Here is a 23,379-nt window from a genome sequence, read left to right as displayed (position 1 = left end):
CTTATTAAAACAAAAAGGGATGTCCTAGTAACATATCTAGGACATCCCTTTATTTTTACTCATCTTAAAACATAACTTGTCTAAATTTCAAGATTATATATATTTCTAACAATTAAACAAATATTAGAGATATCTTCTACCTAAAACATCGTATTATTATTAGCGGCTTCATTTGGAATCTCTTGAATTACATCCCAATGTTCAACAATCTTTCCATCCTTTATACGAAAAATATCCACTATAGCAACTCCCTTATCTTGAGAATTAGTACGAGAATGTACATGGAGGGCAACTGTATCTCCTTCAGCTACTACACGTTTAATCTCTGCAGAGGAATTTGGATTTTTTACAAAGTCCTCCTTAAAGAAATTCATGAAGGCTTTTCGGCCATCAGCAACAAAAGGATTATGTTGCTTATAATCTTCACTTACATATTTAGGGATAATATCGATATTATGTTTGTTAAAAACTTCATTATAGAAATCGACTACCATCTTTTTATTCTTTTCTTTTTCTGTCACATTACCTTTCGATACCGATGCAGCATTCTCACCCTTTATTGAATGGCCTTTGGTATTACCAGTTGAAGCTTGAAATATCAAAGTCGACACAATTCCTAAAATAAACACAGAAATAATTATTACTATTAAATTTTTCTCTACTTTCATATATACCTACCTCTTCTAATTTTATAATTCATCTTCGTTAAAACCTTTGATACAGGAAAAATCTTTCCCATAATGTGATGTAAGAGATATTGTTAGGAAAACACATTTATTCTAACAATACTCCTTATACGAGGCATGTTAGAAACTAGTAATCCTAACTTAATACCTCATTAACAGTTGCACTGTCCACAATTTGAATAAACTTCTTAACCTTATCGTTCTCATCAAACTCATAAAGATGACAAAAATCTGCTACAAATGATTTCCCTGTTACTTTATACGTTCCACTATATTTTCCATACACGATAACATTATTGTTATTAAAAGCATAAATTTCATCTTTATCGCTATAGTTATCCCATTCAGTCCCAAGACGTTCATGTACATTTTTAACTACTTCATCAGGACCTACATAAGTGCCCACATATGGAAACCCAGCAGCTTCTGTCCAAGATATATTTTCACTTAAATACGTTTTAAAAGTATCTAATTTTCCTTCGCCAGTTAACACATACGTTTCGTGTAATAGTTTTTGATATTCATTCATAGCATTAACCCCAAGGCATTTCTTTTGTTACAACTTTTGCACTTAATTCTAATACACCTTTATTTGCATAGCCTGGATATGCTGCATCAAGTTTTGCTACAAAATCTTTTGAATTCTTACTTTCCTCAGAAGCTTGAATTGCAGTTCTTAAATAATCCATAGTTTCAGTAATTGCTTGATTATTTAATGATTTTTCAATTGATCCATGGCTAGGTACAATTACGTCAGCTTGTAATGCTTGTAACACTTTCAAGTTCTCAATCCATGCCTCCATTGCTGCTTTTGAACTAGTATCTGCTAAGAATACATGTATTTCGTTAAATACATCAATACCACCAATTAATAATTTTAGCTCTTTATTAAACAGGCTAGTTCTGTAATGATCTAAGCCTACTAGTTCAAATGTTAGTCCCTGAAAACCAATAGATTTTTCCTTAAACACTTGAGGTAATATCACATTACTTGGTGCATTTTCTCCAAGTGCATCTTTCCAAACTTTTAATTTTCCTAAGACAGAATGAACAATATGTTCAACAGTAGACTCTGTAGCATACGCTATAGCTTCTGGATAAGCAGCTTTAATGCTCTCTAATCCAAAGTAGTAGTCTGGATCCCCATGAATAATAAAGATTTTATCTAGAGATAAGCTATTTTTTTTCAGATAATCAATTATTTCTTTCGAATCAGACTGAGTAAATTTTGAGTTTATTAAAAATGCATGTCCTGCTTTCTCAACTAAGGTTGCAGTGACCATGAAACTTTTTTCGTCTGAACTAAACACCGTCAATTTTACATCTTTTTGATTTGTATCGATTGTTTTAAACATAGAATGTTTCTCTCCTTTTGTTAAAGTTATGAAATAAATCACACATTTTTTCTTGTTCAAATAGAAACTCCCTATTCAATTCACCTGAAAGTGTGACAGCACAAACATTTATTCGGGAGATAAATGTCAGTTGGTGTAAGATAATATGTTTATTACTATGGCCTATAATAAAATTGGACTATTTAAATACAAATTGAAACCAACTATTATAAAAAAGGTTTAGTCCATTTACTTATAGTAGTTTTTCTTAAAACGTTACATGCAATATACTGTAGCTTAAGATTTTTTAATATAAACTTTTAAAACGTGCTTCGATTTTATCTGGCGTCATTACCCCGCCACCAATAGGAATAATTTGATTATCCTTTTGTAAAAGTAATGAAGGATAACTATTAACACCAAGCTGTCGAACTTTATTGAAATCATTTTGGACATCTATTACTGTTTCTTGAGCGTTTAAGCGTTCTAATACTTGTTCAGGGTCCAAACCATGCTCGATTGCAATCTTACGATATGTCTCAGGATCACTTAGACTTTGTCCCTCATAATAAAACGCTTTTTGCATAGCCGAAGTGAATTCTAACAAACGGCCTGGAGCTAATGAGCGTAATGCCGAAAAACCAATTGCAGCATCTTTCGAATTCATTTTAAAAGTACCTTCTTCCACCAATTTTTGATATGAAGGACCAAATTCTGCACCTGTGAGTTGATTAATTCTTTTATTTCCCTCTTCTATATATGAGAAATTTTTCATTGGTAAATTATCTAAAAATAAACCTCCACATAAAACGGCTTTAATACTTTCTGAAAAGCCATAGCACCATCCACAATAAGCGTCCCATACATAAATAAGGTTATCTTGTTTCGTCTCCATTTAAATCTCCTACCTTTATTTTTATTATCCAGCTCAGCTAAATTTCGGGTTTATATAAGTACATCTTTTTATATCTTGTTCTTTTTTGAGTTACCTTAATATATTTTTCAAAACTAACCCTTTCAAAAAAGATTAAATTTGATTTTTAACAAAAGATAACTGTGCACATTTTTTTCAAAAAACAGACACCATATGTAACTTATTTGATTACACCTTCGTGTAACTATTCTAGTTACAACTAGTATATAAGTCAATTCTTTTTTTACAAAAACATTTAATTTCTATCCTAGCGCTTCCAGAATTCTAGTATCAAATACTTTTCTTCTTGTTCTTAAATTTGTCATAGTCCTTAGTAAATTAACCCCAAAATTTATCAGAAAGAAACGCTCACTTTTTAATATGCTTTATATAAAAACTACAACATAACATATAATAAAAAACGGCGAACCCTACAGAACAGGATTATTAACATATAAAGTGACAACCATTTTGTTAAAACCACAGGAATTCAACATTTTTGTTATGGTATAGTAAAAGGTATAGAGACCATTCATGTCCTGTACAAAAAAGCGAAGTCTTCAACCAAACTTCGCTTGTCATTGTATTATGAATTACAGGAATTATTGCTAAATGCCAAAAGTTTATTTCTTCAAACATAGATCTTTTTTATTTCAGCTAACTTTGCAAAAGAATTTGATCAAATATAATTAATTATTGATTAACCGCTTTAGCCACAAGGACTGCGTATGCTTCTGCACCTACATTGGTTAAATGAACACCATCAGGTGCAAAGTAGTCTTTCTTTCCAGCACTTGCTGCATACCAATCAACTAGAGTTACATTAGGATATTTAGTTACTGTTACTTTCAGTCTCTCGTTCACAATTGATTCCCACGGACGTGGCACTCTCGTATTAATAAATATTATTTTATGTTCGTTTCCAATTAATTTTATTAATGAAACAAGTTGCTCAGTAGTAAAGGCTCCATTTGTACCTAATCCGATAATGACATAGTTTCCTAAATTCCCTTCATTTTTTAACTGTTCAACTACTGGAATCGCTTTTGACAGCTGACGGCCAATTTGCGCATCAATCCTAATATCAGGAAAAGTATTTTTTAAATATGGAGTAATATCAATCATAACGGAATCGCCTATCGCAGTAACTGTGAGCGGATTTTTAGGGTGTGCAGAATTTACTTCTTTTGATTCCCCTTGATTTAGAGGCGTTTCTTGATTTGGTTTTTCCCAAACAGCAACTGGATGTGGCGCCGGTTGTGTTTGTACTGCTTCCACCTTATCTTGTTGATAATTCCCCTTAGCCTTACTAGCATTTGATAAGCCTAAAACTGCCATTGACGTAAAGAATAATGAACAAACTAAAGCTAACTTAACACCTAAAGTGACATTTTGAAGTCTTAAGTTCTTAAACTGAATGTTCCGGAGCGCACCTTGTCGGATTGGTTTTTCGATAAACTTCCATGAAATTTGCGCAATCAATATTATTAGAAGAAATTGAAGGATTGCTCTTATTATTGAAAAATCCCCTGCATTTACTTTTGGAGTCGTTAATGTCAGAATTGGATAATGCCAGAGGTATATGCCATACGATCTTATCCCTACCCAACGTAAAGGTCTAAATCGTAAAAATTGAGCAATGCGACTAGCTGGATGAGCTAGATTTGCCACTAACAATGCTGTTGCAATTGATAAGAGAACCATTCCTCCCTTGTATAGAAATGGATCATATTGATTGGTCTTCCAAAACATAAGCAAAATAATAATAAGAGCAATGCCACCCACTACATCAAGAATGAAACGCGCCTTCGGGATAATTTTATTAGCAAGCCTATTGCTTGGCCAAACTAAGGCAAGTACCGCTCCAATAAGTAATGAAAAGGCCCTCGTATCTGTACCATAATATATTCTGCTCGGATCAACTCCAGGTTCATACAAAATTGCCATTGCTAAAGCTGAAGCAAATGCTCCTAGACAAATCAATAAAATCATACGGGATTGTTTGTTTATGTAGTAAAGTCCTAAACTAATAATAAACGGCCAGACAACATAGAATTGTTCCTCGACTGCTAACGACCAAAAATGATTTAATGGCGAAATCTGGTTAAAATTATCAAAGTAGGATAATTTATGATATATATACCACCAGTTACTAACATAAAATAATGCCGCTAATGAATCTCCACGCATTTTTTCAAGTAAAGAGCTATGAAAAATCGTAATCCATGCCAATGTTATAACGAGCATAACAAGCATTCCTGGAAGCAATCTTCTTGCCCTACTAAGCCAGAATTTTTTCAAATCAATTCTCTTATTTCTCTTCCACTCCATGGCTAGAATATCTGTAATTAAATAACCTGAAAGTACAAAAAATACTGTAACTCCTAAAAACCCTCCAGGCATCCAATTAAAATTAATATGATACAAAATAACACCTAGTATAGCTAGACCCCTTAGACTGTCCAACCCTACCATATAACGACTATTTTTTTTAAAAGGTTTAGTCATCCTACACTCACCTCTATTTCTTGAAAACTAGGTTAATAATAACGTCATAAAATGCTATTAATTTCCTAAAATTGTATAAGCTACACCAATACAAACATCATTTTGTAAGGCTTTTTTTGATATTTACATGCACAGCAATAAATACTTTATCACGTTATCTGGCTCTGTTGTGAAAATTTTTATAGTAGGTGTTTTTACTCTTCCTAAAAAAGAGGAATTTGCCCAATCAAAAATTTATATACCGTGTGTCTTAAAGTAAAATTTTGATACGTTTTTACAGACATATCAAGGCCTGTGACATTTTGAATATAATCGATAATGCATATGTAAGGGATTTTGTATATAAAAACATTATAAAAAAGAAATATGTATAATTACATATTTCTCTTACTGATAAAGCGCCTTCATAGGAATCTTAACCAGTATAGCTATTCGTAATACTACATATAAAATATTTAATTCTTTTGTTAGCTGGATTATAAATGTATTAGGAATACAAAAAGCGATTCTTTTCACATTAAAAAGAATCGCTTTCCAAGTTCATATTTTCAATTACATTACATAAAGAATTGAGAGATTATCACTTAAAAGTATTAACGACAACTTCAGCCGCCTCTGCAATGAGTTGATTATCATAGGTAGCCTCTATCTCATCTTTACTAGATAAAATTGCGATGATAATTGGTGATCTATTTGGCGGCCAAACGATAGCAATATCATTTCTTGTACCGTAACTGCCAGCACCCGATTTATCTCCAACTATCCAGTCAGTTGGTACGCCCGCACGAATAAGCTTGTCTCCAGTTGCATTCCCTTTCATCCAATCTGTAAGTACTTTACGTTTATCATCTGGAAGCGCATTTCCGACCGTAAAATCTTTAAGATTCGTAGCAATTACTTTCGCTGTACTAGTATCACGAATGTCTCCTGGAATAGCTTCGTTTAATTCTGTTTCAAAGCGATCAGACATAGTAACCCGATCCCCCATCTGTCTAAGCGCTTTTTCATACCCTTTCGGTCCGCCTATTTTATGAAATAAAATGTTTCCTGCAGTATTATCACTATAACGAACTGCAGCCTCTGCAATTTCTCCTAGCGTCATTCCAGTATCTATATGTTTCTCTGTAATAGGTGAATAATCCACTAAGTCTTCTTTCCTAAATTTGATAACTTCATTTAATGTATCAATTGAGTTTTGCTGTAGCAATACTCCTGCCGCTAAAGCCTTGTAAGTTGATGCAAAGGCAAATCTTTCGTTAGGTCGATAAGAAATTGTTTCATTTGTACCAGTATCAATCGCATATACACCTAATTGTGCATCAAATTTCTTCTCAAGTTGAGAGAACTCTTTATGCGTCGCCTGATTTTTATGTTTCACTTTTCCAGTCTTTTCTTTCGCTTCAACTTGCAATGTCTCTCCTTTAAAAACATGTAGACTTGTAATACTTAAACCTAATATACCAACGCATATTCCTATCTTTAGTATACTCTTGTTTTTCAAAATCATCATTCCTTTCAAATTCTTAATACCTCTTTATACGTACACATAATAGACAATCACCGAAACAAATTTGTTCCATAAACTAAAAAATTTATAATTAGTATGAGAGTTATTAACAAAATAAGAAATAGTAGCTATGATCGCCGCTATCTCTTATTTCACATCTCATTTTCCACTTATAAATACCTTTATATAAACAGGTTCTCTTCCCTGAGAAAAGCACTCGAATATTACTAATTTTACTTAGAACCATCTGTACTAGCAGCTTCACCATGTATACGTTTCTGTTTTAAATCAAAGTATGCATCTAAAACTTCCTTTCCAATTATAGAATTAATTCCACTTTTATCATTATGAAGCCACGGAACTACTACTGAGAACGCTACTTCTGGATTATCGTATGGAGCATATCCAACTAATGTTAAGTTGTAACATTCCATACGTTCTCCTTTTGCATTTCTGCCAATTGGGTCTTCTCCGCCATATACAGTTTGAGCTGTCCCTGTCTTTCCTGCTGGCTTGTATGAAGCATTTTTGAAATGCTTCACGCCAGTTCCATCACCTTCTTGGAATACCCATCTAAACCCTTCTTTTATTCGATCAATATGCTCTGTCTTCATATCAATTCGATTTAATACGACAGGCTCTATAGAACGAATAACTTTGCCAACCTCTTCTTTTATTGATTGCTCTCGTATTTCTTGTACAATTTGAGGTTGCATTCTATAACCGCCATTCGCAATCGTTGAAATATATTGTGCTAATTGCAATGGTGTATACGTATCATACTGCCCGATAGAAAAATCTAGTAAAAACCCAGGCTGGCTATCTACTTTTCTAGTTTGTCCAATTATTTCATTCGGTAAATCAATACCCGTAGGAACTCCTAAGCCAAATTGCTTAAAATAATAGCGCATCGTATTAAATGCTTCTTGTTTTATATCCAATGAACCATTTGGTACGTAATGAACGCCCGCAATTTTTAAAGCTGTTTGGAACATGTATACATTCGAAGATACTTGTAGAGCTCGTAAATCATTAATATTACCAAATCCGGATACATTCCACGATTTCTTAGCTTGTGTACCTTTAAATTTCATCGGTGCATCATAAAATTGATCTCCTGGTTGTATTGCCCCTGTCTCATATCCAGTTAATAAAGTTGCACCTTTTACAGCTGATCCTAGTTCATACGAAGTTGTCATATTACCTAATGCCAAATCCTCGATTTCCATTTTCCCTTCTTTTTCTACAATCTTTTTGCCTGCCATAGATAAAATCTGTCCGTTATTCGGATTCGTCATAACAACAAAAGCTCGGTCCAATAGTGGCTCTGAACTCTTAAAAGCTCTCAAATTTTTCTCTAAACTTTCTTCCACTTTCTGTTGTAATTCCATATCAATCGTTAATGTTAAACTATTACCACTTTTTCCTTTAGAAATTATTTCTGTGTTTATAATATTTCCTGATTTATCTGTAATATTTTTCACTTCTTCTTTTGTGCCATGTAACACATCCTCATATCGTTGTTCAATGTAACTTTTCCCTACACGATCATTACGGTTATATCCGCGTACTAAATAAGAATCTAAATTTTCTTTTGGCAAACCTTCTTCACTACTCGTAATATTCCCTAACACGGAACGAAATAAATCACCATTTACATAATTGCGCTCCCAATCAACCGTTGCATCTACTCCTGGAAAATCCGCAAGATTTTCACTTATCCGCGCATACTCTTCATCTGTTACATCTTTTTTAATAATTTGTGGTGTTAGTTGATAACCTGAACTCATTTTACTTTTAATAGCTAACACCTTTAAATCTTGTTCTGTTAACTCACCCAATTCTATTTCTGTAACGCGACTTCGTCTTAAATCTTCTATTTTTTTATCTAACTCTTTTCCCTCTATTCCCTTTTCTTTAAACTTTTCTATATCTTTTTTCGTAATCATTGTTTCCGTACGTTTCGTATTCAACTGCATCCAAAAATCCTTTTTATCGATATCGGTTAATTTATTTATATCTTGTTCGGGCATTTCAAGTACTTCCGCCAAGTCTTTTGCTGTTTTTAAAATAGCTTCACTCGTAATCCCCTTTACCCTTGTATACGTAATTGTGCGAAGAGATTTATTATTAACGACTGTTTTCCCTTCTCGATCTAAAATTTGTCCACGTGGAACTGGAATACTCGTTATTGCATTTTGACTACTTTCCACTTGGTTCTTATAAGCCTCTCCCTCAACAATTTGTACTTTCCCTAGCTGCATAATAATAGCTGAGAATAGTAAAAATATACAAAGGAACATGATATTTAATCGAATAGATATATATGTCTTCTTATTTCCTTTTTGCTTTTCCATAAATCCTCCATATATTTGCTTATATATTACGTAACGATGGCCGATTATAAAGTGAAACTTTAATCAACCCTCACCGTTCAAAACTCTCCTGTCTTGTTTTCTCTCTATTTTTTGTCGTTTGCATTAGAAATGCTACACTGTATAACGACTCATCTTAAAAGTAAAATTTCATACTATTTATTCCTTTCTTCATGCTGTAATACTTAATAGACAATCTAAATAATAAAGTTGTTCCACATTTACAAAAAAAATAATTAACTATAATATGAAATAGGCTAAAAAGGGAGGGTTTTATGTTACATACAAAAATAAAAAGATGGAGATTTATAGCGATTATTTCTATTGTAGGTGTTATTTTAATCATTTTATTAAAAAGCCATTTCGTTTCAATTACTACCGAAACTTCTTCAGCTGAAAGAGGAGAAATACTTGATCAAAATGGTGTAATACTAGCTACAAATAAGAAAGTTAAGTCTTTATATTGCACTTCTAATGAGGACAAGCTATCGAAACAAGATACAGCAAACACATTAGCTTTTTTTAATCAATTTTCAAACGAGTTTCAACATCATATTTCTACAGAGAATATAAAATCTCAATTACAACAATCTTGTAAAAAGCAAACTATGAATGATATACCGTTATACTCTGACATAACTGAGAACGAACTTGCATTCATAAACAAAAACAAACCCAAAAATGTAATAATTAAAGATGAAGTAATACGTTATTATCCTAAACATGAAATTGGTTCACAGGTAATTGGGTATGTAGAACATGACCTTAATTCAAAGTATATGGCTGTTGGAAAAAGCGGGGTTGAGTTGCAATATGAAAATGATTTAAAAGGAAAACCGGGTAAAACTCTTATTTTTAAATTGAATAATAAAAAGTTCTTATGGAACATTCAAAAAGTACAAAAAGGAAAAGATGTCCGGCTTTCTTTAGACTATGAGTTGCAGCAAAAAACAGAGGAAGCATTAAAGTCTCAAATTAAGAAAACACCTGATGCTAAAGCTGGTTATGCTGTAGTGAGCGATGCAAAAACTGGCGCAATTTTAACTATGGCCAACTCAGCAGTTTTTGATCCAAATATATTACATACACATGTATCAACTAAAATAGATAACATAAAATCACTTTCGCAAAATAAAGCAATTCAAAAATTAAAGTATGGTGAATCTTATGTAAATATGGCTTCTACTATAAAGCCACTTACTATTTTAATTGGATTAAACGAAAAACTTTTTCAACCTGAAGATACTTACTTAGATAAGGGTACTTTTCAGTATGATACTCAAAATAATATTACGAATGCACCTGGAACACCAACAGGTGAGATTACACCGAGGCAGGCTATCATTAATTCATCTAACACATTTATGACAGCAAAAGTAGCTTTGCCCTTATTCAACCAAAATAATGGAAATATAGAAAAAGTGGCACATATATGGACAGATTATTTAATGCAATTCGGCCTACGTTCTAAAACCGGGATTGATTTACCCTTTGAAGAAGACGGACAATATGAATTCCATCCCTCTAATAAGTTTGAAAATGGAATTTCCGCTTTATTAAATGCCTCTTGGGGAGGAAATGAAGTGCATACTCCTCTTCAACTTGCTCAATATGCAGCAACTTTAGCAAGTAAAGGTGATAAATATAAACCTCAAATCGTAAGTGCTATTATTGGTAAAGATGGTAAAGAAACAAAAAAGTTTAAACCAATTTTAGAAAGTTCAAATCGTTACCCAATGAACTTTTGGAGTGTCGTACAAGGTGGAATGAGTCAAAATATAGAGGAGATTAAAAAGTTGCCCTTCGACGTCGCTGGTAAAACAGGTATTACAGGTTTTCCGAATGAGCAAGCAAGAATGATCAATCATTCTCTATTCATTGCATATGCTCCTACCGAAGATCCACAGATTGCCGTTTCTGTCGTTATTCCTGGTAGTAATTCAGAAAAAAACATTGCTGCTCTCGTTACATCAGAAATTTTAGAGTCCTGGAATACTCTTCAAAAAGAGAATAAAAACCAAAAGGAAGGTTCACTTTAACCTTCCTTTTTTACCAAATAGAATCTATATTTATTATTTTCCATTCACCTTCATTATTCTTTTCAAACATAAATGAGTATTTAATGTCAGTTAAAACATACTCTTTTTGTACATATCCAGTATTACCGTTAATTGTCGATATTTTTATATATTCATCCTTCTGCACTTTTTCTGGAATCCAAGCTTTTACCATTTCATTAGATACTTCATATAAAACTTGTGATTCTCGCTTTGGTTCAGCTAAAATTTTCGTTTTATTTCCAGTAACAGTTGCATATATAAAATGAGGTTGCTTTGGTTGGTTACTTTCTGTCAATCCACTTGGTACTTTATATACATGTTTTGTATCATTTGCAAATTCTCCCCCCATTGTAAGAGCGACTTGCAACTCATGAAAAATATCTTCATCAAACTTCAATTCATCCTTCTTATAGCTCTTCCCTTTAAATTGAACTTCATCGTTTAACGCTTTATACAATTCATTTTTATTTTTTACATTTGTACTTTGATATAACTCATTCATGAATTGTTTTAATGTTGGATCTTGAGCAGACTCATCTTTTGTTTTAGGCTTAATTTGTGTACTACTTTGTACCGGTGATTTATTATCATCAAGCCAAGGTTGTTGAACAATAAAAAATAAAAATGTACATGCTAAAACCACAACAATTGGCAATGCTTTTTTACGAAATCGTCTTGTTTGTTTTAGAGAGCCTCCCTCATTACTTTCATATATAGATTGCTTTATTTTATAAATATATTCTTCTTCGTTTTTACGGTGTTCCATTGGGCCTTTTTTTAATTTTCTATACCAGTCAGGATTTTGTTTATTGTTCATCACTACTACCCTCCCCTATTAATTTTGAAACCTTACTTCTTGCTCTACTTAATCTAGATTTTACAGTTCCAATGGATACTCCTAGTGTTTCAGCCATTTCTTCATAAGATAATTCATATTTTGCATCCAATATTATTATTTCACGGTGCTTTTTAGGTAGTTTTAATACAACTTTCCACACATCATTCATTTCTTCTTGCTTAAAAAATTCTTGTTCTGCCGACACAGTTTGCTTATCATCACTAAAAAAACCTACTAAAGATATTCTTTTAAAATAAGACGATTTCAAATAGTTTATTGCCGTATTTCTTGTGATTTTTAATATCCACGTTTTAATAGATGACTCCTTTCGAAATGAATTCCAATTTTTAAATACCTTTATAAATACATCTTGCGTGATATCATCTGATAAGTGTGGATCTTTCGTAATAATAAATGAATAATTCCATACATCTTGCCAATAATCTTTTATAACATAGTCCAGCTCATCATGATTACACTTTTCAATAAACGTCTGTTCCATTTCCACACCTCAAACTTATTTGAATAAACATAAAACTGCCCTCACTTTTATTATGGTTTCAATATATAGACAAGATACAAATTTCATTTGTTCCATTGTTTATCTTTTTTTGATAGAAAAATCCTCTTGAGAATGCTTATTTGTGTGCTCTATTTATGTTTTACTAAATAACTGTTTTGTTTAATTTTAAAACTTGTCCATTTCATTTTGTTTTATTCTTCTATTTACTATTTACAATGTCAACCTTTCAAAAATGAAAATGAAGATGTGTTATCAACTTTCTGTAGCCACAGTAAAAAAGCATTCTCGACTAGCAAGAATGCTTTTTCAAAATATATTTGTTCTATATTTCACGCAATTTATACCTTTGAGTTAAGCAAACATATAGTGAATTTACTAGAAGATTTCACCTTATGATAAGCTATTATTTCTGAAAAACATGTTTTACTTTTTCGCCTGGAACATTGCTCCCTCCTCTTCCTTTTACATCTTCAATCATCATGGTTACAATCATGTCTGGCTCATTTGCATCAAAAGCTGCAAACCATCCGATTTCTTTTCCGTCTGCCTCTTTCGATTCTTTCAATTCTGCTGTACCTGTTTTACCAGCAAGAGTTACACCATCAATCTTAGCAATTCTCCCCGCGCCATCAGGGTCATTAATCACTTTGATTAATGCACTCTTTAATATGTCTTGATTCTTTTTAGAAATCACATTTTCTTTCCAATTCCCCGTAACTTTTGCTTCTTTTAAAAGATGAGGCGACGGAATATTCCCTTCATTCACAATCGATGCATATGTTAATGCTAAATGAAGTGGTGTCATTAATACTTGCCCTTGTCCGTATCCCGTGTCTGCTAGTTGAATATCATTTTTTATCCCATCTCTTGCAATGATTGAAATAGGAAATTCGTATTCAATTGGTAATTTTTCATGAAATCCGTATTTCTTAAATTCATTCACATACTGATCTTTTCCCATTTTCAAAGCTTGTTGAGCAAAATAAATATTATCAGAGTACTTCATTGCCTTATCAAAATCAATTGGACTTGCATCCTTCACACGTGTTACATAATAATTTCCCCAAGCTGAATCTTTTGTCCACTTTAATCCTTGAATATTAAATTCTTCCTTAGGATTTATTATGTTTGTTTCCAAACCAATTGCACCTGTAATCGTTTTAAATACGGAACCTGGTACAAATGCTTTTGTGAAGCGATTCATCATTGGTAGTTTCGAATCGTTATTCCATGCTTCTCGTTGGGCCTTTGATGCTCCTCTAACTATTGTATTTGGATTATACGCAGGGCTACTTACAAGCGCGATTGTTTCACCTGTTTTAGGATTGATCGCTGCACTAGAGCCGGCTTCATTTTTCATCTCATTATAGATTTTTTCTTGAATTGCAGCATCAATTGTTAATGTAACATTTTCCCCTGCTTTCGCTTCTTTTTTGGCTACGTTTTTAATTTCTTTCCCGTTTCCATCTTCTATAAATACGCGTCCACCCTTTTCACCACGCAATTTATTCTCCAGTACTTTCTCTAAACCTGTCTTACCTATTAAATCATCAGCTTGATAACCTCTTTTTTGAAGCGATTTTAATTCCTCTGCATTCACCTTTCCTATATATCCCGTTAAGTGTCCGGCTGCTTCTCTTAACGGATACGAACGAATATTCACTGGGCGAGAAGCAACTCCTTCTAATTCAATATAATCATTCTGTCTAGTTCCCTCTTTTAAAATCCCAATTGGTACAAAAGAATTTGGTTTTATCCATTTCGCTGTAAGCTTCTGATCAACCTCTTCTATAGACATATCAAATAACTGCGCTACTGTTTCTTTTGTTTGTGCCGCCGTTGCGCCTAGTTTCTCTGGAATAATTCCAACCTCAGTCGCTTTACCATTCGTTGCTAGACCCTTCCCATTTCGATCGTATATTTCTCCACGTTTTCCTTGTTCTATTTGCATACGTACTTTGTAATCTTTTTTCATACCTGGAAAAATGAAATCTGGTGTCCAATCTATTTTCCAAGATTCCTTTTCTTTCACGAGTTTTGCTTCATGGATAAATAAAGCTGGTCCTCCATCCGTATCCATCTTAACTTCAAAAAGAAAAAGTTCTTTATCTTTAGTATTCTCTCCTTTCGTTTTAACTTTTAAATTCTTAACGCCAATACCTTCATAAATTTTTTGGTATTTCTCTGTGAATTCCTTTTTAGAAATTGTTTTTTGAGCATGTTCTGATAAATGATCATACATATTTGCAAATTTTCTATCATTCCATAAATTTATATATTCTTCAAATGATTGTTTTGGCGATTCGTTTTTATTACATCCTACCAACATAACTGCAAAACAAAAGAAAAGCAGCATCCATAATTTTTTCAATTCAATCTTCTCCCTTAATTAAAAATCATTTTTCCTTTCTTAATTTATTAAATAAAAAATGTTTCAACGCTTAATAGACATTTTTAGTAATGACATTGTTCCATATTTACAAAAAAATAAATTTACACTTAAGTTGCATTAGAAGAGGGAAGTTTGTAAACAATTACTAATGCACTCATAACAAAGATTGAATCATATAGTATTGAACCTATACATTTACTACCTATTTAATTTATTAGACATTACTACTTCAAAAAAATTACATATTATACACAATCGGGATAAATCCCTAAAATATGATTTGACTATGTTATTATATAATATTGTTATGAATCTCTTGTAAAATATAATATATTTTAAGCTAATGTATCATCATTTTTTCTATAAAAGAACTTAATTTTTATGTAGTACGAATTTATTTAGTAATATAATATGTTAATTTAGGTATAAGAATGTTTAAAGATCACCTATTTCCGTAGGTGATCTTTTCTTGTGATTCTGCATTTGTGCACTACTGTAGAAATATATCGTAGATACGCTTTGTTTGCTAAATGTTTAGTTCTTTCCATTTATTAAAAAACATAGCTTCATACAATTAATATCATATTTGTTAAATTGCAAACTATTATTTTGTCTTCTGTACAGGCAAACTACTAAAAATCAATTCAGCAACTTTTACATATCCTTTTGAGTTTGGATGAATTAAATCCTTAGACCAAAGCGTATTGTCATTAACTAAATGATGATTCCAAAAATCAACATGATAAAGCTTATACTCTCTGCTCAATGAATGTATAACTTCATTCGCCTCTAATAATTGTTCTTTTATTACTTGTTTTTTTTCAGAAGCAAAAGGAAGCCTAACTGTAAAATCTGGAAGGTTTGCTATAATAATATCAGCCCCTGCTTTACTTAATGTATCTATCATAAATTCCATATCGTTCTTATATGCATCATGATTCCAACGTCCTTTTAAAACATCGTTTGCCCCTGCAATGAGACTAACCAAATCTGGATTAAAAGTTAGCGCCTTTTCCAATTGCTGCGAGCGAATTTCTTTAGTTACTAACCCACGCTTTGCAAAATTGGCATATTCTATATCGTTTTCACACAGTTGAACAAAATGATCTACCCAGCTTTTTAATGCAATTCCCTCAACTTCATCCCCTATCCCCTCTGTAAAACTATCGCCAATTGCTACAAATCGCTTCCACATATGTATTCCCCCTTTATTATTAACCATATCTATACTATACAATAGCTCACACCGTAATTGTTATTTCTAAGTAGTTTTTGATTTCAATTATATTCCACTTTACTATATTTACATTTAGAATCTAAAATTGACCGATTCCTAAGTATACTTAGGAATCGGTCATATTCATATATTTACTAAAAAAATAAAATCTATCTAGGAATTATACTTTTTTCAAAAAATTTGTTGTTCTTTGTTTTGCCCAGTTGATACATTTCTTTTCGATTAAATGGTATGAAACTATAGAAAAAAGTAATGTCATTGCACTGCACAAAGTAAGAAGGAAAAAGATAGGTATCTTTGTATACAATAGTCTAAATAGTACCATCATGATTGGAAAATGACACAAATAGATACTGTATGAAATTTCTCCTAAGTATACAAATACACTCTTATTTAAAAATGCTTTTACTTTTAGGTTACTCATAGCCATTATAATAAATATACTAACCCCCATTACGACACCCCAATCTTTTAATAAGAAAGTTGTATCATTACGGGAAAAACCATAAATTAAAATGGAATATAAATATAGAATAATCCCTAATACAATAAGAAATCCTTTTTTAAATTTTTTCATATTTCTATATGAGTAGATAAGTTTTTCCTGATACTTAAAAAGTAACATTCCAACCATAAACATAGATGTAAAATGCAGTGTATCAGCATAACCATTATAAAATCCTTCAGCTTTCCCAATATGCAACATATTAAGAACAACACTAATTAAAGAAAAGCTCAAAGCAAATAGTATCGTTTTCTTCCAATTCAGTTTATAAAAAAGAAGGAACAACAAAGGAAACACAATAGATATACGCATTTCTTGAGCCAATGACCAAATAACTGGATTATAATTTTCCGTAAAAAAGTTATTAAGAAGCACAAAGTGGTTTAAAATATCTAATTTTGTTGTAGACCCTTGCCACCTATCATAGAACCAATCCCTTAGTCCTACCACTTCATACGACGAAAACAAAATAAATAAAACAAAGGTAACGATTATCCAAAAATAATAAGGAATATAGATTCTTACAAATCTCTTAATTAAATACCCCCAATAATTTATTTTTGAATGATAAAGTGCCATAGATAACACAAAACCACTTAGTACATAAAAAACGATAACAGCTTCTCCACCCGCCCATAAAAACCTTAGCGGGGAAAATTTAATAGAATTAGGCAACGATGGTAGCATTAAACAAAAATGTCCAAATACCACAGTAAGTGCCGCTAAACCTCGTATGGAATCTAATTCTTTTATTCTCTTACTCATAAAATGTTCTCCTTGTAAATTGTAAATTTTGCTGTTCATAAAGGCCACTATAAGAATGTAGTGGGAGAATTGTACATATTCTTTCTTTAAATTCCTAATATAAGCAGTACAAAGTTAATTTGACCTCCATTTCTTTATATACATAATTTAAAACAAAATATTTAATACAAAGAAAAGATTTTATTAAATTTTTATAAAGTGAAACATTTAGTTGTATCCTATAAAATTAGCTTTTTACTATATCAATCGCACTATCCCACATACTACTAAAAAAAGATCCTGTTTTACGTATAAAACGTGTAAACCAATTTGCTTGTTCCACATCAGATTTTGTTACAAGGTCTATTTGTAATGATTTACCTGATAAGAACCCAGGATCTGTATTATCTTTAGGCGAGATAATCATTTTACTAATTGTTACACCTTTTTTAATAGGTGCTTCTTGTTCTTTATTCAATACTTTAAATTCTTTTTTATAAACGTCTTTGTTGCTCTTCGGTATTGGAAGTGAAACAGTTTGCTTCGTTTGAACTACTACATCTTTGTCTTTTGCATTTGCTACTCGCACTGTTTCATGCCCTTTTACTACTGAACCTTTTCCGTAAATATTCTTCACTTCAAAATTCGCAAATCCATAATCATATAATTTCTTCGTCTCATCAAAACGTGCTGTATGGGAGTTTGCTTTTATCACTACAGATATTAGACGCATACCGTTTCTTTCTACTGTGCCAGTGAAGCAATCACCAGCTTCTGGAGTAGTTCCTGTTTTCAATCCATCAACACCTTCGTATTGCTTAATTAAACCTTTTAACATCATGTTAAAATTCACCATATCAATTGGATATTTGCCATCCTTTTGGAATGTTTTTTTGGGGATTTTTGCTGTATCTAATATTTTCGGAAAATCTTGAATGAGACGTTGTGCTAAAATCGCACAATCTCTTGCGGACATTTTATTTTTCTCGTCTAGAGTTGTCCCTTCTGGGTGATATCCTTTTAAATCTTGATTTGTTAAACCTGTAGAGTTTACAAATTTATAATTTTTCATTCCAAACTCTTTTGACTTATCATTCATCATTTTCACGAAATCGGATTCTTTTCCAGCAATTTCTTCAACTAAAGCAATTGTTGCACCGTTTGCAGAGTAAATTGCCATTGCCTCATATAACTCTTTTACTGTATAAGAGCCACCATTTTCTAATGGAACGTTTGATAATGAGCGATCTTGTGAAATCTTATATGCATATTCAGAGATTTTAACTTTTTGATCCCATTTAAGTTTTCCTTTATCCACCGCTTCATGAACTAAGTATTCACTCATCATTTTTGTCATACTAGCAATTGCTAATGATTCATCTGCATTTTTTTGATATAAAATTTTCCCGGAATTTACTTCTACTAAAATTGCTGATCCTGCTTCCACGTCTATAGCAGGCACTGTTTCCGCTGATGCTCTTCCAAATGTAACGACCATGCTACAAAATAGTGTAAGCACTGTTACTATTGAAATACTTCTCTTGCAAAACATACCTTTCACTTCTGTTACCTCCAATATCTTTGTACTCAAAAAAATGTTATTCTTACATAATCCTCAAAAAATAGACAGTATTCTCAAATTCTATATACATATACGACGTTAGGATCGCTTTCATATAGACCATCTCATCCCACACTTTTAGGCGCACTGATACTTTGTGTTCCTACACACATACCTATTTTTAATACCCTTGTATTTTTCAAGATGATCCGTACTTTCATATTTTTTAGGATTACAATGAATAGACAATCAAAATTATACATTTGTTCCACATTTTCAAAAAATAAAACCAGTGTGTCCCGATTAAATATCGAGACACACCGGTTTTATTATCTATCAAGGATTTTAATTATTTAATTCAGTTATTTGCTAAACTCATACTAGAGATGAATTTTCCTTAGTCTAGACTATTCATTTTTTATAATAAAAAAACTACATCCTATATAGAATGTAGTTTTTTCACAGATCTATCTATTTTTTACTTCCTTTTTATAAAAATCATATAATAATTCAATAGATGAACTAGATAAAATAGGAATTGCCTTATCAACTAATGCTCTATCCCAATCAAACCAACGCATCTCCATTAGCATATTCATTTCTGTATCTGTGAACCGCTTCTTTATTTCCTTAGCAGGATTTCCACCCACTATTGTATACGGCGGAACATCTTTACTAACGACAGATCCTGCTGCAACGATTGCACCTTCACCGATTGTAACGCCAGGCATTATTATAGCATTCATTCCAATCCAAGCATCACTTTTAATGACTGTATCACCCTTCGGTTTATATGAATGTTCGATTTGCTCAGCGAATGGATATACTGTAATCCATTCTGAGTGATGATTGTGATTACCACCCATCAAAATGACTACTCCACTGGCAATACAAACATAGTTCCCAATAATGAGTTTATCAAGATGCCATCCCATTTGTTCAATTGGATTGAACAGTGTTCGGGACTTAGCATCCCCCCACAAATACCTTACACAGCCATCTTCAAAATTTTGATGACCATAATAACCTGAATAATAGGAGTGCTCTCCTACTTCAATAAGTGGATTTGTTACTATATCTTTTATATACTTTGTTTCCGACCAATGATTAAATAATGGATGCTCCATAACTTTATTCCTCGCTTCTAAGTAGTGTAGATTTTTGTAATTTACTTAGAAGCTTACTACGACTGCTACATTTTTTAGCTTTCTCAAACGACGAATCATTGTCTTCAAGCCTTTCTTTTATTATAAAGGAATCATATCGTGATAAATTATATTAGTCAAATTGTAAAATTATGTACTCAAACTTATGGTGTGAATTAAAATTTCAGTATTAAAATAATCAGGTTTTGAAATAATAAATCCTAATTACATATGATAAAGATTGCTTAGTTTTACATCTAACCTCTTTCTTATATTCCCCTTAACTCCCTTAATATAATTTTATACCCTTTAATTTGTCTGATAAATCAATAAATGTTAATATAATTATAGAAGATATAATCATCCTTTAGATTTCACAGCTAGTTTTTCACAAAAACGATTTCTGAATCCTTAAGTAAATAGGAGGTTTAGAAGATGAAACTTTTAAGGCAATCTACAATTATTGGTGCATTGACTGTTGGAGGATTTTTATTTTCGAATACAATTGGTACGCTCCCACCTGTGTCTGCTGAATCGCAACTTACACAAAAAGAATCACGATTTTTAGATAATTGGCAGTGGCAAAGCTATTTTTTATTACATCATAATGCAGATTTTATAGAAGAGTTAGCAGTTGGTGACTTAAAACATGGAGATACATTCGATGTTACTATATATACTGGTGGTAAGGATACTGGTATTGTAAAAATATATCAATTGAGTGGAAATGATGAAATAAACTTGCATAGATATAAAACCATTTATGACACTGGTTTAAAACATAATTATGGTAGATTTGTAACGCCTATTACTAATGTGTATAATCCAGGAACATATGTAGCTGTTATGAAACTTGGAGAAAATTATTATTATGGGGGCAGCTTTAAAATCTCAAAATAATTTACGTTTATCTCACCAGTAAATAAATATTGAATACTATTTTCCTTAAACAACAATCAAAAAACTCCTCTACCTTATATAAGATAGAGGAGTTTTTTGATTGTTTGCCTTTTTAAGGTTAGAAAAAATCCTTACTTTCTTTATAAATTATCATTTTTATTCAATAACTGTTTCCACTTCTTTAAGTTCTACAATTCAATATGCAATATTGCATATTACACATGTTCGATTTTAAAACATGTGATAATTAATTTATATAAATATCTTACATAATTATTGAAGGGAGAATGCTACATGTCTTTCTTTTCTTGGTCTCCTCTTATTTTCTTAGCAGTTGTTGCAATCATCATTTCTATTAAAAAGAATAAGAAATAATAATTTATTATTTGGAGGTGTAATAATGTCAATTGCAGCTTGGAGTGCAATTTTTATGACTTTAATCGGAGCAATATCCGGAGCAATCTTTGGTACAATCTCTTTTAGAAATAAAAGTAAAAATTAAATACTTACATAAAAACGAATTTCTAATAAAACTCTATACAAAAAGTAGCCTATAAAGTTTTATAGGCTACTTTTCATTTCATTACTATTATTTAGCTAATTCCTTCGTACCCTTCATTACATCAACAAAGAATCCCCAGTTATTCACAACAGAAGAAATACTAATATGTTCATCTGGAGTGTGAACATTAAATATATCTGGACCGAATGAAATTGCATCTAATTCAGGCATCTTTTGAACGAATACACTACATTCGATTCCTGCATGTACAGCAAAGATTTCAACATCTTTATTGTATTTTTCTTGATGCACTTTTTCAAACAAATTACGAATTTGTGAATTCGGATTGTATGGCCATTCTGGATACTCTGACTCGATTTCAAATGTTGCACCAACTAAATCGGCGATACATTTAATCTCATCTGCAACATGTTGTTTTAAACTACTTACAGAACTTCTCACTTCGTTACGTAATTTAATTTCATCTTGCAACGTTTCAATAACACCTAAATTTGTTGAACTTTCTACAAGACCTTTAATATCCATGCTCATACTTTGAATGCCGTTTGGAATTAAGAATAATGATGCAATAAGTTGTTTTTGTGTCTCTTTAGCAAATACTTTTTCTACTTTCTCATCCAATTTTGTAAGTGTAACATGAACATCTGGATCAACAGCACGCATTTCTTCTTGTAATACTCGTGTCCATGACTCTAGCTTTTCTTCTACCTTCTCTACATCTTCTTGACGTAATAAAATTGTAGCTACACTTTCACGCGGAATTGCATTTGTTTTTAATCCGCCGTGAACTTCACTTATATCAAATTGAATATTTGCTGATAAATCGCGTAATACTCGTCCTAATACTTTGTTCGCATTACCACGTTGTTTATCAATTTCCATACCAGAATGTCCGCCTTTTAGACCACCAACATATAGACGGTATGCATCCATATTCGCGGGTGCTTCATCCCAAATTACTGGAATCGTTTCAACAGCTTTCGCACCACCTGCGCTACTTACTAATAATTTATGATCTTCTTCAGAATCAATATTAATAAAAATCTTTCCTTCAAAATGATTTGAATCAACAGCGAAAGCTCCGCCCATTGTCGTTTCTTCTTCAGTAGTTATAACTACTTCAAGTGCTGGATGTGGAATGTCTTTTGAATCTAATAAAGCTAATGCATATGCAACTGCAATACCATTATCAGCTCCTAAAGTTGTTTGATTTGCATATAACATGTCCCCAATAATTCGTAATTCAATTGGATCTTTTTCAAAATCATGTACGGTTGCTTGATTTTTTTCGCAAACCATATCCATATGACCTTGAATAATAATAGCTGGTACATTTTCATAACCAACAGTTGCTTCTTTTTTAATAATGACATTTAACGCTTCATCTTGAATAACTTCTAAGCTCCGCTCTTTCGCAAAATTTACTAAGTAATCACTAATTTCTTTTTCATTACCTGATCCTCTAGGAATCTTTGAAATTTCTGCAAAATGATAAAATACAGGATGCTTTGTTAATTGTTCTAAAGTAGAATACATTTTTAAGCTCCTCTCAAAATAACAAAATAATATGTAGGTCTTTTATCATTATACCATGATTCGTTATTTTACTTTTCTTTTAACTTTTTAAT

At 31.9% G+C, this 23,379-nt stretch carries 17 protein-coding genes and 1 pseudogene; 3 read left to right on the top strand and 15 right to left on the bottom strand.

Translation table 11 applies throughout. The features are described 5' to 3' along the window. Nucleotides 1–140 precede the first annotated feature (140 nt). The 5 genes from EKQ63_RS13530 to EKQ63_RS13510 all read right to left on the bottom strand — a co-directional run bounded on the left by EKQ63_RS13530 (nt 141) and on the right by EKQ63_RS13510 (nt 5,441). Nucleotides 141–668, bottom strand: a complete 528-nt coding sequence (locus tag EKQ63_RS13530; protein WP_087996896.1) for a nuclear transport factor 2 family protein — start codon at nt 666–668, stop codon at nt 141–143. 154 nt (nt 669–822) lie between these two features. Beyond that, a complete protein-coding gene (locus EKQ63_RS13525; RefSeq protein WP_088328129.1) occupies nt 823–1,215 on the bottom strand; it encodes a nuclear transport factor 2 family protein in 393 nt (130 codons plus the stop codon). Nucleotides 1,216–1,219: 4 nt separating this feature from the next. Further along, nucleotides 1,220–2,041: an MBL fold metallo-hydrolase gene (locus tag EKQ63_RS13520; protein ID WP_087952689.1), complete on the bottom strand. Its 822-nt coding sequence runs from the start codon at nt 2,039–2,041 to the stop codon at nt 1,220–1,222. Between the two features lie 286 nt (nt 2,042–2,327). Further along, the gene (locus EKQ63_RS13515) at nt 2,328–2,915 is read right to left on the bottom strand and encodes a DsbA family protein (RefSeq protein WP_143881130.1); all 588 of its coding nucleotides are present in this window, start codon (nt 2,913–2,915) and stop codon (nt 2,328–2,330) included. Nucleotides 2,916–3,626: 711 nt separating this feature from the next. Beyond that, on the bottom strand, nt 3,627–5,441 hold the full coding sequence (locus EKQ63_RS13510; protein WP_087952687.1) for an acyltransferase family protein: 1,815 nt from the start codon (nt 5,439–5,441) through the stop codon (nt 3,627–3,629). Between the two features lie 406 nt (nt 5,442–5,847). Here EKQ63_RS13510 and EKQ63_RS30230 point away from each other — a divergent pair. Then, nucleotides 5,848–6,014 (top strand): annotated as a pseudogene (locus EKQ63_RS30230) (undecaprenyl-diphosphatase); the annotation flags it as partial. 7 nt (nt 6,015–6,021) lie between these two features. Here EKQ63_RS30230 and bla read toward each other — a convergent pair. Both bla and EKQ63_RS13495 read right to left on the bottom strand, forming a co-directional pair. Beyond that, on the bottom strand, nt 6,022–6,969 hold the full coding sequence (bla, locus tag EKQ63_RS13500) for a class A beta-lactamase Bla1 (protein ID WP_372514601.1): 948 nt from the start codon (nt 6,967–6,969) through the stop codon (nt 6,022–6,024). Nucleotides 6,970–7,181: 212 nt separating this feature from the next. Further along, nucleotides 7,182–9,305 carry a peptidoglycan D,D-transpeptidase FtsI family protein gene (locus EKQ63_RS13495; RefSeq protein ID WP_087996888.1) on the bottom strand — a complete coding sequence of 708 codons (2,124 nt, stop codon included), beginning with the start codon at nt 9,303–9,305 and terminating at the stop codon, nt 7,182–7,184. A gap of 293 nt (nt 9,306–9,598) precedes the next feature. Between EKQ63_RS13495 and EKQ63_RS13490 the strand changes: the two genes are divergently transcribed. Then, complete coding sequence (locus EKQ63_RS13490) at nt 9,599–11,362, top strand: peptidoglycan D,D-transpeptidase FtsI family protein (RefSeq protein ID WP_088328175.1); 1,764 nt, start codon at nt 9,599–9,601, stop codon at nt 11,360–11,362. Nucleotides 11,363–11,372: 10 nt separating this feature from the next. Here the strand turns inward: EKQ63_RS13490 and EKQ63_RS13485 are convergent, their stop codons facing one another. The 7 genes from EKQ63_RS13485 to EKQ63_RS13450 all read right to left on the bottom strand — a co-directional run bounded on the left by EKQ63_RS13485 (nt 11,373) and on the right by EKQ63_RS13450 (nt 20,310). After that, the gene (locus tag EKQ63_RS13485) at nt 11,373–12,200 is read right to left on the bottom strand and encodes an anti-sigma factor (protein WP_087952680.1); all 828 of its coding nucleotides are present in this window, start codon (nt 12,198–12,200) and stop codon (nt 11,373–11,375) included. Further along, nucleotides 12,190–12,723: an RNA polymerase sigma factor gene (locus EKQ63_RS13480; protein WP_000438333.1), complete on the bottom strand. Its 534-nt coding sequence runs from the start codon at nt 12,721–12,723 to the stop codon at nt 12,190–12,192. The genes EKQ63_RS13485 and EKQ63_RS13480 overlap by 11 nt, the downstream gene beginning before the upstream one ends. Nucleotides 12,724–13,147: 424 nt before the next feature. Beyond that, a complete protein-coding gene (locus tag EKQ63_RS13475) occupies nt 13,148–15,115 on the bottom strand; it encodes a penicillin-binding transpeptidase domain-containing protein (protein WP_088328176.1) in 1,968 nt (655 codons plus the stop codon). Nucleotides 15,116–15,740: 625 nt separating this feature from the next. Beyond that, on the bottom strand, nt 15,741–16,331 hold the full coding sequence (locus tag EKQ63_RS13470) for an SGNH/GDSL hydrolase family protein (protein WP_140168721.1): 591 nt from the start codon (nt 16,329–16,331) through the stop codon (nt 15,741–15,743). Between the two features lie 202 nt (nt 16,332–16,533). Further along, nucleotides 16,534–17,682: an acyltransferase family protein gene (locus EKQ63_RS13465; protein ID WP_087952627.1), complete on the bottom strand. Its 1,149-nt coding sequence runs from the start codon at nt 17,680–17,682 to the stop codon at nt 16,534–16,536. A gap of 187 nt (nt 17,683–17,869) precedes the next feature. Continuing rightward, nucleotides 17,870–19,183: a D-alanyl-D-alanine carboxypeptidase family protein gene (locus tag EKQ63_RS13460; RefSeq protein ID WP_087952625.1), complete on the bottom strand. Its 1,314-nt coding sequence runs from the start codon at nt 19,181–19,183 to the stop codon at nt 17,870–17,872. Between the two features lie 467 nt (nt 19,184–19,650). Continuing rightward, nucleotides 19,651–20,310: a CatB-related O-acetyltransferase gene (locus EKQ63_RS13450; protein WP_087952621.1), complete on the bottom strand. Its 660-nt coding sequence runs from the start codon at nt 20,308–20,310 to the stop codon at nt 19,651–19,653. A gap of 453 nt (nt 20,311–20,763) precedes the next feature. Here EKQ63_RS13450 and EKQ63_RS13445 point away from each other — a divergent pair, with 453 nt between their 5' ends. Next, nucleotides 20,764–21,228 carry a DUF5065 family protein gene (locus EKQ63_RS13445; protein ID WP_087952619.1) on the top strand — a complete coding sequence of 155 codons (465 nt, stop codon included), beginning with the start codon at nt 20,764–20,766 and terminating at the stop codon, nt 21,226–21,228. Nucleotides 21,229–21,817: 589 nt separating this feature from the next. On the opposite strand, the gene pepD is transcribed toward EKQ63_RS13445, so the two are convergent. Then, nucleotides 21,818–23,287 carry a beta-Ala-His dipeptidase gene (gene pepD / locus EKQ63_RS13440; protein ID WP_087952614.1) on the bottom strand — a complete coding sequence of 490 codons (1,470 nt, stop codon included), beginning with the start codon at nt 23,285–23,287 and terminating at the stop codon, nt 21,818–21,820. Nucleotides 23,288–23,379: the final 92 nt, after the last annotated feature.

The organism is Bacillus sp. BD59S (assembly GCF_007363175.1).
GTDB classification, from domain to species: Bacteria; Bacillota; Bacilli; order Bacillales; family Bacillaceae_G; genus Bacillus_A; species Bacillus_A pacificus.
This window is presented reverse-complemented; position numbering and strand designations above follow the sequence as displayed.

Excerpts from the sequence above, each read along its gene's own strand:
- EKQ63_RS13520 (WP_087952689.1), bottom strand. The coding sequence starts at position 2,041 with ATGTTTAAAACAATCGATACAAATCAAAAAGATGTAAAATTGACGGTG.
- EKQ63_RS13480 (WP_000438333.1), bottom strand. The coding sequence starts at position 12,723 with ATGGAACAGACGTTTATTGAAAAGTGTAATCATGATGAGCTGGACTAT.
- EKQ63_RS13485 (WP_087952680.1), bottom strand. The coding sequence starts at position 12,200 with ATGAACAATAAACAAAATCCTGACTGGTATAGAAAATTAAAAAAAGGC.
- EKQ63_RS13530 (WP_087996896.1), bottom strand. The coding sequence starts at position 668 with ATGAAAGTAGAGAAAAATTTAATAGTAATAATTATTTCTGTGTTTATT.
- EKQ63_RS13465 (WP_087952627.1), bottom strand. The coding sequence starts at position 17,682 with ATGAACAGCAAAATTTACAATTTACAAGGAGAACATTTTATGAGTAAG.
- EKQ63_RS13495 (WP_087996888.1), bottom strand. The coding sequence starts at position 9,305 with ATGGAAAAGCAAAAAGGAAATAAGAAGACATATATATCTATTCGATTA.
- EKQ63_RS13450 (WP_087952621.1), bottom strand. The coding sequence starts at position 20,310 with ATGGAGCATCCATTATTTAATCATTGGTCGGAAACAAAGTATATAAAA.
- EKQ63_RS13510 (WP_087952687.1), bottom strand. The coding sequence starts at position 5,441 with ATGACTAAACCTTTTAAAAAAAATAGTCGTTATATGGTAGGGTTGGAC.
- EKQ63_RS13470 (WP_140168721.1), bottom strand. The coding sequence starts at position 16,331 with ATGTGGAAGCGATTTGTAGCAATTGGCGATAGTTTTACAGAGGGGATA.
- pepD (WP_087952614.1), bottom strand. The coding sequence starts at position 23,287 with ATGTATTCTACTTTAGAACAATTAACAAAGCATCCTGTATTTTATCAT.
- EKQ63_RS13445 (WP_087952619.1), top strand. The coding sequence starts at position 20,764 with ATGAAACTTTTAAGGCAATCTACAATTATTGGTGCATTGACTGTTGGA.
- EKQ63_RS13515 (WP_143881130.1), bottom strand. The coding sequence starts at position 2,915 with ATGGAGACGAAACAAGATAACCTTATTTATGTATGGGACGCTTATTGT.
- EKQ63_RS13525 (WP_088328129.1), bottom strand. The coding sequence starts at position 1,215 with ATGAATGAATATCAAAAACTATTACACGAAACGTATGTGTTAACTGGC.
- EKQ63_RS13490 (WP_088328175.1), top strand. The coding sequence starts at position 9,599 with ATGTTACATACAAAAATAAAAAGATGGAGATTTATAGCGATTATTTCT.